Annotated in this window: 9 protein-coding genes; all 9 read right to left on the bottom strand. The window is 73.1% G+C overall.

All coding sequences use genetic code 11. The annotated features are described in order from the left end of the window. On the bottom strand, window positions 1–977 hold a 977-nt coding region (locus tag ACXJKG_RS17790; RefSeq protein WP_456847074.1), incomplete at its 3' end, for a chromosome segregation SMC family protein. 62 nt (window positions 978–1,039) lie between these two features. After that, entirely contained in the window at window positions 1,040–1,585 is a 546-nt protein-coding gene (locus ACXJKG_RS17785; RefSeq protein ID WP_456847073.1) for a HEAT repeat domain-containing protein, read from the bottom strand. A 4-nt stretch (window positions 1,586–1,589) separates the two neighbouring features. Continuing rightward, complete coding sequence (ndk, locus tag ACXJKG_RS17780; protein ID WP_456847072.1) at window positions 1,590–2,024, bottom strand: nucleoside-diphosphate kinase; 435 nt, start codon at window positions 2,022–2,024, stop codon at window positions 1,590–1,592. Between the two features lie 32 nt (window positions 2,025–2,056). Beyond that, the gene (locus tag ACXJKG_RS17775; protein WP_456847071.1) at window positions 2,057–2,458 is read right to left on the bottom strand and encodes a DUF4233 domain-containing protein; all 402 of its coding nucleotides are present in this window, start codon (window positions 2,456–2,458) and stop codon (window positions 2,057–2,059) included. Between the two features lie 9 nt (window positions 2,459–2,467). Beyond that, a complete protein-coding gene (locus ACXJKG_RS17770; protein ID WP_456847070.1) occupies window positions 2,468–4,177 on the bottom strand; it encodes an MDR family MFS transporter in 1,710 nt (569 codons plus the stop codon). 48 nt (window positions 4,178–4,225) lie between these two features. Further along, window positions 4,226–4,837 (bottom strand): TetR/AcrR family transcriptional regulator, encoded by a 612-nt coding sequence (locus ACXJKG_RS17765; protein ID WP_456847069.1) that lies wholly within the window; start codon window positions 4,835–4,837, stop codon window positions 4,226–4,228. Between the two features lie 91 nt (window positions 4,838–4,928). Continuing rightward, complete coding sequence (gene dhaM, locus ACXJKG_RS17760) at window positions 4,929–5,648, bottom strand: dihydroxyacetone kinase phosphoryl donor subunit DhaM (RefSeq protein ID WP_456847068.1); 720 nt, start codon at window positions 5,646–5,648, stop codon at window positions 4,929–4,931. Beyond that, window positions 5,645–6,277 (bottom strand): dihydroxyacetone kinase subunit DhaL, encoded by a 633-nt coding sequence (gene dhaL, locus ACXJKG_RS17755; protein ID WP_456847067.1) that lies wholly within the window; start codon window positions 6,275–6,277, stop codon window positions 5,645–5,647. Before dhaL ends, dhaM begins: the two co-directional genes overlap by 4 nt. Before the next feature lie 46 nt (window positions 6,278–6,323). Further along, window positions 6,324–7,202, bottom strand: an 879-nt coding sequence (gene dhaK, locus ACXJKG_RS17750; protein ID WP_456847066.1) for a dihydroxyacetone kinase subunit DhaK, incomplete at its 5' end; no start/stop codon positions are given.

The following is a 7,202-nucleotide window of genomic DNA, read 5'->3' as shown; positions in this document are numbered from 1 at the left end:
TCGGACCCGCCCGTGCGCTCCGGCCCGGCGCTGCCCAGCAGGCGGACCCGGTCGGCGGCCAGCGACGCCGTGCCGCGCAGCCGCTCGCGCAGGGAGGACAGGCGGTACCAGACCTCGCTGGCCTCGCTCAGCGCCGGTGCGGCCTCGGCGGCCTCGCGCTCCAGGGTGGCGAGGCGGGCGCGGGTCGCGGCCAGCGCGGCCTCGACCTCCTCGCGACGGACCCGCAGGGCGCTCTCGTCGGCGATCTCCTGCTCGAGCGTCGAGGTCAGCTGGGCGAGGTCGTCGGCGAGCAGCCGGGCGCGGGCGTCGCGAAGGTCCGCCTGAACGACCGCGGCCTTGCGGGCCACCTCGGCCTGGCGACCCAGCGGGCCGAGCTGGCGGCGGATCTCGCCCGTCAGGTCGGACAGCCGCGTGAGGTTGGCCTGCATGGCCTCGAGCTTGCGGAGCGCCTTCTCCTTGCGCTTGCGGTGCTTGAGGACGCCGGCCGCCTCCTCGATGAAGCCGCGGCGCTCCTCGGGGGTCGCGCGCAGGACCGCGTCGAGCTGGCCCTGGCCGACGATCACGTGCATCTCGCGCCCGAGGCCCGAGTCCGACAGCAGGTCCTGGATGTCGAGCAGSCGGCAGCCCTGGCCGTTGATCGCGTACTCGGAGCCGCCGTTGCGGAACAGCGTCCGCGAGATGGTGACCTCGGAGTACTCGATCGGCAGGGCGCCGTCGGAGTTGTCGATGGTGAGCGCGACCTCGGCCCGGCCCAGCGGCGGGCGGCCGGCGGTGCCGGCGAAGATGACGTCCTCCATCTTGCCGCCGCGCAACGACTTGGCGCCCTGCTCCCCCATCACCCAGGCCAGGGCGTCGACGACGTTCGACTTGCCCGAGCCGTTGGGCCCGACCACGCAGGTGACGCCCGGCTCGAAGTTCAGGGTCGTCGCCGAGGCGAACGACTTGAACCCCCGCAGGGTGAGGGTCTTGAGGTGCACGCACAGAGCCTAAGGTGCGCGCGAGGCGGCTCCGGGGAGGTCCACGCGCACGGCGGTGCGGGTCAGCGGCCCGGGTCGGGCAGGTCGAGGCGCTCGGCCAGCTGTCGCCGGGCGCGGTCCACCACCTCGCGGACGTGCGGGTCGGCCTCGGCGGTGCCGGCCAGCGCGTCGAGGTCGTCGTGCTCGCCGACGACGGCCAGCGCGCGGGCGGCGGCCATGCGGACCCGCGGGACCTCGTCGTCGAGCCGGTCGCGCAGCGCGTCGGCGCCCGCGCCGAGCTCGTGCACGCGCACCAGGGACGCGGCGGTCTCCCGCACGCGCCACGCGGGGTCGTCGAGGGCCGCGACGACAGCCCGATGGACGTCGGCCCCGTCCTGCCACGCGTACCGCAGGGCACGGGCCGCCCAGACGCGGGCCCAGTGGTCGAGGGCTCCCGGCGTCTCCGCGGACGCCACCAGGCGGGCGCCGCCCGGACCGCCGATCAGGTCGAGCGACGGTCCCTCGTCGACGGGCCGACCGTCGAGCAGCCCGACGCACCAGCCGACCACCGCGTCGACACCGAGCGCGTCGCACGCGGCGCCGACCCAGACGGCCGGGCGCCCGGTCATCGGCTCAGAGCGCGGGGAACCAGAGCGCGATCTCCCGCGCCGCGGACTCCTCGGAGTCCGAGCCGTGCACCAGGTTCTGGATGACCTTGAGGCCCTGGTCGCGGGCCAGGTCGCCGCGGATGGTGCCGGGCGCCGCGACGGTGGGGTCGGTGGCGCCGGCCAGCGAGCGGAAGCCCTCGATCACGCGGTGACCCTCGGCCACGATCGCGAGCACGGGGCCGGAGCGCATGAACTCGACCAGCGGCGCCAGGAACGGCTTGCCGGCGTGCTCGGCGTAGTGCTCGGCCAGCAGGGCGTCGTCGGCCTCGCGCAGCTCGACGGCGACGAGCGTGTAGCCCTTGGCCTCGACCCGGCGGAGGACCTCCCCCGCGAGGCCACGGCGGACACCGTCGGGCTTGACGAGGACGAGGGTGCGCTGCGGGGCGGGTGCATCAGTCATGGGCGCCACCCTAACCGGCGGTCGTCGACCGCCTACGGCCCGACCGCCCCCGGGTGGGCGGCGTCGTACTCGGCACGCTCCCGGTCGATCCGGCCGCCCAGCCGCAGCGCGACGAACCACAGCACGACGAAGATCCCGCCGATGATGAACATCATCGGCACGAAGAAGCCGCCGGCCAGGACGAGCACCTGGGCGATCGTGCCGCCGAGGTACCCGCCGGGCCGCGACACCATCCCGGACAGCAGGATCAGCACCACGGAGATGGTGCCGCCGACCCACCAGATGGTGGACACGGGGGCCAGCCGCAGGCCGAACGCCACGAGCGTCGCGAAGAACACCAGAACGGCCTCGAGGACGAGGATCGTCTGGGCGAACTGGGGCTTCGCGGGACGCTTGCGGCGCACGGCCTGGCCGTCCGGGACGGTGGAGCTCATCGGGTCAGATTACCGGTGGGCCGGGGCCTCGACGCCGTCCGGGGCGGCGTCCCGCTGGGTCGGCAGCCCGTCGTGCACCGGCCCCGAGAGCTCGTCCAGGACGACGGCGCCGTCGATGGTCTCGGTGGGTGCACCGGAGCCGTCGGCCGCGAGGGCCTCGCCACGGGCGACCATGCCGGCCACGTCGGACAGCTTGACCTCGCGCAGGAAGAGCGCGAGCACGAAGCCGACGGCGACGACGGGCACGAGGTACCAGAACGACGGTGCCAGCGCGTTGGTGAACGCGTCGATGACGCCGGTCTTGAGCGGCTCGGGCAGCGCCTGCACGGCGGCGGGCGTGAGACTGGAGGCGTCGGCACCGGAGCCCGCGGGCACCCCGGCGAAGACTCCGGCGAGGTTGTCCGCCAGCTTGGTGGTGAACATCGTGCTGAACAGCGCCGTGCCGACGGCCGCGCCGATCTCCCGGAAGAAGTTGTTCGTGCTGGTCGCCGTCCCGATCTCGTGCGGGTCGACGGAGTTCTGCACGGCCAGCACGATCGTCTGCATGACCAGGCCCATGCCGGCGCCGAGCACGAAGATCATCGCGCCGAAGAGCCACATCGACATGTCGCCGGTGATCTGCGTCAGCCACGCGACACCCAGAGTCGTGATGCCGAGGCCGACCACCGGGAAGATCTTGTAGCGGCCGGTCTTCGTGATCGCGATGCCGGAGCCGATGGCGGTGATCATGACGCCGAGCATCATCGGGAGCAGCAGGAAGCCGGACTCGGTGACGCCCGCGCCGGTCGACATCTGCAGGAACGTCGGCAGGAACGCCAGGGCGGCGAACATGCCCATGCCGAGGATGAGCCCGATCGCGGTGGCGATGGTGAAGGTGGGGTTCTTGAACAGGCGCAGCGGCAGCAGCGGCTCGCTGGCGCGCAGCTCGACCCAGATGAACGCCGCGATGGCGACGAGCGTGCCGATCACCAGCGCGAGCAGGGCCGGGTTCGACCAGTCGTACCCGCGGTTGCCGGTCCAGCTGCTCCAGCTGGTGGCCAGCACGAGGCCCGAGGTCGCGGTGACCATGAAGAAGATGCCGGCGATGTCGATCTTCTTGCCGGACCGGTGCGACGGGAGCTTGAGCGTGAACCACGCGATGCTGAACGCCGCCAGGCCGATGGGGATGTTCAGCCAGAAGCACCAGCGCCAGTCGGCGTGCTGGGTGAAGAGGCCGCCGAGGAGCGGGCCGATGACGGCGGAGATCCCGAACAGCGCACCCATCGGGCCCATGTACTTGCCGCGGTCCTTCGCGGGCACGATGTCCGCGATGATCGCCTGCGACAGGATCATGAGACCGCCGCCGCCGAGGCCCTGCACGCCGCGCCAGAACACGAGCTCGCCGAACGTGCTCGCGAACCCGGCGCCCGCGGACGCCACGGTGAACAGGCCGATGGCCACGAGGAACGGCCACCGCCGGCCCCACAGGTCGCCGAACTTGCCGTAGAGCGGCATGACGATCGCGATCGCCAGGATGTAGGCCGTGACGACCCAGCCCTGGTGCTCGACGCCGTTGAGCTCGCCGACGATGGTCGGCATCGCCGTGCCGACGATCGACTGGTCGAGCGACGACATGAACATCCCGGCCATGAGGGCGCCGAAGATGAGCCAGACGGTCCTGGGGGTGAGGACGATCAGCGGCTTGTCGACCGCTGGTGCCTCGGGTGCTGCGGTGGCCATGCGAGAAACCTCGTTCGTGAAGTGGGGTGGTGGGCGTGCTCGGACGAGTCAGTCGGTGAGGATGGATCGGAGCTCGGCGACGACGGCGGTCAGGTGCTCGTCGGGGCCGCCGTGGCCGCCCGCGGCGTCCCAGTGCATGAACGTCGCGTGCGTGAGGAAGAGCAGGACGGAGCCGACCATCTCCGGTGAGTGCGTGGGGTCGTCGCCGAGGCGCCGCTCGACGAGCGCGGAGAGCYGGCCCTTGTGCTGCTCGAACGAGGCGAGGTGCCGGGCGAGCAGCCGCGGCTCCTTCGCGGCGAGCTCGAGCGCCCGCGCCATGCGCTCACGTCCGAGCGGCGGCTCGCTGAGGAACGAGCTGAGCAGCGCCTGCAGGTCCGGCATGAGGTGACCGGTGGGGCCCCCGGCGGCGAACACGTCGGTGGCCGCCGACTCGAGCGGCCACGGGGTGTGGCCGAGCACGGCGTCGTCCTTGGTCTCGAAGTAGTTGAAGAACGTCCGGACCGAGACGCCGGCCTCCTCGCAGATCGCGTCGACGGTGACCGCGTCGAGGCCGTGCTCGGCGACGAGGCGGTGGGTCGCGTCGATCAGCGCCTCGCGCCGCGCGCGCTTCTTGCGCTCACGCAGCCCGAGGGCGGGCGCCTCGATCACAGGGTTCTGCACGAGGTGCAACTTTACATGCACTGCAACTTTGCGCTGGACGCGCGTCCATGTGCCATCGATCACAGGGCGCGGCCACGCCCGCCCCGGCGGCTCAGACCTCGCCGAAGCCGCCCTCGACCGCGGCGACCAGGGCGTCGCGCGCCTCGGCGGCCTGCGGGCCCTCCGCCTCGATCGTCAGCTCGACGCCCTGCTTCGCGCCCAGCTTCATCAGCTCGAGCACGCTGGCGGCGTTCGCGCCGTTGACCCGGACCTTGGCGTCGTAGGCGGCGAGCATGCGCGCGACCACGGCCGCCGGGCGGGCGTGCAGACCGAGCGGGTTGCGCAGCACAGCCGTGGCGCGCACCACGCCGTCCTGCGGGCCCGCGTCGGCCGGCTCGGCCGGGCCGTCCGTGCCGCCGAAGGTGGTGCCGGCGTGCTCCGCGGACGCCAGGACCCCCGCGAGGTCCGCTCCGCCGTGCGCCGTGACGGCCGCCGCGACGGCACCCTCGACGAACGGGGCGTCGGCCAGGCGCACCCGGGCGGCGACCTCCTCGTCGAGCAGGTCCAGCACCGACTCGGCGGTCAGCACGGCCGAGCCCAGGTCGGTGAGGACGACCGCCGAACGACCGTCCTTCGTGGCCTCGAGCAGGGCGGCCTCGACCGTGTCGAAGCTGGTGCCCAGCCCGCCGTCCTGCATGCCCCCCGCCGCGAGCAGCAGCACGCCCGGTGCCATCTGCCCCGCCAGCTCGACCGCCCCCTCGGCCAGGCCGCGCGAGTGCGAGACCAGGACGAGGGCGACGGGCGCAGGCTCGCGCTCGAACGACCCGCTCACGCGGCGGCCTGCGCCGCGGCGCGCAGGATCAGCTCGGTCGAGCGGGCGCCCGGGTCGAGGTGGTTGGCGGACCGCTCCCCCAGGTAGCTCGCCCGGCCCTTGGTGGCGACGAGCGGGATGGTGGCCTCGGCCCCGTCGTGCGCGGCGTCCGCGGCGGCCGCGAGCACCTCGGCGGGCGTGGCTCCCGCGTCGGCGGCGACGACGGCGGCCTCGGTGGCCGGCGTCCACGCGTCGACCATCGTCTTCTCCCCCGTGGTCGCCTTGCCGCGGGCGACGATGCCCTCGAGCGCCGCCTCGAGCAGCGCGACGACGCCCTGGCTGTCCAGCTCCGGGACGCCCGTCGCCTTGGCGGCGCGCAGGTAGGCGGTGCCGTAGAGCGGACCGGCGGCACCGCCGACCGTCGACATGAGCGTCGTGGCGACCAGCTTGAGGACGTCGCCGATCTCCGCGGGCGGCGCCTCGARCGCGTCGAGCTTGGCGATCACGGCCGTGAAGCCGCGGAACATGTTCTCGCCGTGGTCGCCGTCGCCGATCTGTCGGTCGAGCTCGATCAGCTCGCTGCGATGCTCCGTGACCGTCTGTGCCGACAGGCGCACCCAGTCGATCGCCCACGCGACGTCCAGCGTCATGCCCACGCTCCCTCGAGAAGTCCGGCCCCGATGCGGAGCCCCCGCGTCACCACCGCAGGGCGGTCGTGTGCACCGGGGCGTCCCACAGGGCGGTCAGCTCGTCGTCCAGCCGGAGAACGGTGACCGACGCGCCCTGCATCTCCAGCGATGTCACGTAGTTGCCGACGAGCGACCGGGTCACCTCGACCCCTCGCTCCTCCAGCAACGCGCGGGCCCGACGATAGACCACGTAGAGCTCCGAGGCGGGCGTGCCACCCATGCCGTTGACGAAGAGCAGCACCTTCTCGCCGCCGGACAGCCCGAGGTCGTCCGCGACGGGTGTCAGCAGCATCTCGGTGATCTCGTCGGCGCTCGCCAGCGGGATGCGCCGACGCCCGGGCTCGCCGTGGATGCCGATGCCGATCTCGATCTCGTCGTCCGGCAGGTCGAAGCTGGGTCCTCCCGCGTGCGGGACCGTGCAGGCGGTGAGCGCGACGCCCATCGAGCGCACGTTCGCAATGACCTTCTCCGCCACGGCGACGACGGCGTCCAGGTCGTCCCCGCGCTCCGCGGCGGCGCCTGCGATCTTCTCGACGGCGACCGTGCCGGCCACCCCACGACGGCCCGCCGTGTACAGCGAGTCCTCGACGGCGACGTCGTCGTTGACGATGACGGTCCGGACCGTCACGTTGTCGGCCACCTCGGCCGCCATCTCGAAGTTGAGCACGTCGCCCGTGTAGTTCTTGACGATCGCCAGGACGCCGGCGCCTCCGTCGGCCGCCTCGAACGCCGGGGTGATCTGGTCCGGGGTCGGCGACGTGAACACCGGTCCGGCGACCGCGGCGTCGAGCATGCCGACGCCGACGAACCCACCGTGCAGCGGCTCGTGACCCGAGCCGCCGCCGCTCACGAGCCCGACCTTCCCGGCCTTCGCGCCGCCCGCCCG

The organism is Cellulomonas sp. P5_C6 (assembly GCF_054049635.1).
Note: the sequence above shows the minus strand (reverse complement) of the source record. Positions and strands in the feature narration are given on the sequence as shown.